This is a genomic window from Ruminococcus sp. OM04-4AA (assembly GCF_003462585.1).
In the GTDB taxonomy this organism is placed as follows: Bacteria; Bacillota; Clostridia; order Lachnospirales; family Lachnospiraceae; genus Mediterraneibacter; species Mediterraneibacter faecis.
The window spans coordinates 1-2,012 of sequence record NZ_QTZH01000131.1; the positions used below are offsets into that span (position 1 = coordinate 1).

Consider the following 2,012-nt stretch of genomic DNA (forward strand, 5'->3'; position numbering starts at 1 on the left):
CTAATGTAAAAAATTTGTATTGTATTGAACTTTAGAAAACCTTTTTATGAGAAACTAATGTAAAAAATTTGTATTGTATTGAACTTTAGAAAACCTTTTTATGAGAAAGGAAAGCATATGCAAGAATATTATAAAATATATTTTCCTTATTCCAAAGAATATTTATTGGAACAGATTAAGAAGACTACAAAACCATTATGTATTTCAAACCAGGCTTATAGAGATATGGCACTTGCAGCCTACAAAGAAGAGGATAATACCTTATGTATCGGATATGCAGCAGGAAGTATGACAGGCGGTGGCTGGGAAATGCTCCAGACACATATAAAAAGCTATGGGGGAGATGTAATGCTGGAAGGTACGTTTGTGCTTTTGCCATACATAAAAAAAGCTGCACTATTTTTTCTGCTCATAGTGATTTTATTTGCATTGTTTTTTTCTCAGGGAGATTTATTGATTTTAACAGAATGTCTGATTTTATTTATGTTTCCATTATATCTGCTGTATAGGAATATTTCTAAGATAGGAAAATGTGAAGAAGGGCGACGGCTTGTTTTATTATATCTGGAAAAGGTGCTTCATGCAAATGTGGAAATATCCGTAGAGGAAGAATAAAGAAATGATAGGGGAAAACGAGAATGAAAAAGATTAATGAACAAACAAAAAGTTTTTTACTATACGGTATAGAAGATGTGATTAAGCCGAAAGAAATCTACAAATTAGATGGAGCAATCTTGTTTCTAGTATTTTTATTTTTCTTTTTATCTGAATCAGCTCCATCACCGTTTTTTTCAAAAGTATTTTTAGTTATTGTTTATCTTGGATTCGTGATTCTTAGTTTTTCAAGAACAGAAGTGACAGGGAAAAAGGTTTTTTGGATCATTGGAATACAAAGTCTGACGTTTTCTATTTTGTTCTGTTGGGCAGCAACTATCCTCATGCTGACAACTATGAAAGAAGAATATTATAAGAGGTATCTAACCATACTCGTTATCATTTACATACTGGTAATCGCTGCATACATTTTTCTTATAATAACTTTGATTAAAAAAGATATCTACAATCCATCTTCTTCCAAAAAGCTGGCTGGAGGATGGTGTATTACTAGTTTTGTATTGCTTGGAATGGGTGTCGCAAAAGTACTTAGTAGCAGCGTTGAATATACAGCCATGATTAGAATTGCAAGCCTTTGTTCCTATTTTTGTTCTTTGGGTTCTATCTTAGGAGTTTTTCACCTGGTAAAGTATTTTGCTGTCAAAAAATGGGAGGTTGAAAAATGAATATTTTTATGAAAAGAATATAGATGAAAATAATTATAGCATCCAGGAAGAAGGATGGCTGGGAATTTTATTTTTGGTTGGAACTATATTTTTCTCAGGATTACTTTTGTATGGTTTTATAGACGGACAGGCGGATTTTTCAGTTATAGTGGCGTATGGAATATTGATTGCTTTTTCTGGAATCTGTACCCTGCATTTGTTCCTGTGGAGAGTCAAGGTAAATCATGATGTAATTGAATACCGGTCGTTTTTGGGAAAAAAATATTATAAATTTTCAGATATAACAAGAAGTGTACATAAAGAAAATGGTACATTGGAAATATATGCAGGGGACAAAATAATATTCAAATTTGATGAAAACATAAGCGCATCATTGTTTGCAAATAGTCTGTCTAAGCATAAAATTTCACAAGAAACATGGTTGAGTTGTAGAGATAAAAAGTGCATCATAAGACCAAAAGAAAGCCACTATGTTCTGCCAGGCATTTTCTTTTTATATTTGGTTTACAATAGTGTGATACTTGTATTCAATGCAAAAGAAACAGCTTTTGTTTTCCTTTTATTCTCTCTTGTACCGGGAGGTATATTTTTCTATTTTTTAATGGACAAAACAATTGTCAAGGATGGATGGCTATATAGAAATGGATTTTTAAGGAAGAACTGTAAAATAAGATTAACGGATATTACCCAGATGAAAAGAAAAAAGAATTTATTTGGAGAAGCTCTTATTTT

Annotated in this window: 3 protein-coding genes; all 3 read left to right on the forward strand. The window is 31.7% G+C overall.

The features are described from left to right. Positions 1-117 precede the first annotated feature (117 nt). Entirely contained in the window at positions 118-615 is a 498-nt protein-coding gene (locus tag DXB52_RS15595) for a hypothetical protein (RefSeq protein WP_019161965.1), read from the forward strand. 23 nt (positions 616-638) lie between these two features. Further along, complete coding sequence (locus DXB52_RS17600) at positions 639-1,280, forward strand: hypothetical protein (protein WP_029471593.1); 642 nt, start codon at positions 639-641, stop codon at positions 1,278-1,280. Continuing rightward, the coding region (locus DXB52_RS15610; protein ID WP_118108031.1) for a DUF6560 family protein at positions 1,270-2,012 on the forward strand (743 nt) is incomplete at its 3' end. The genes DXB52_RS17600 and DXB52_RS15610, both read left to right, overlap by 11 nt.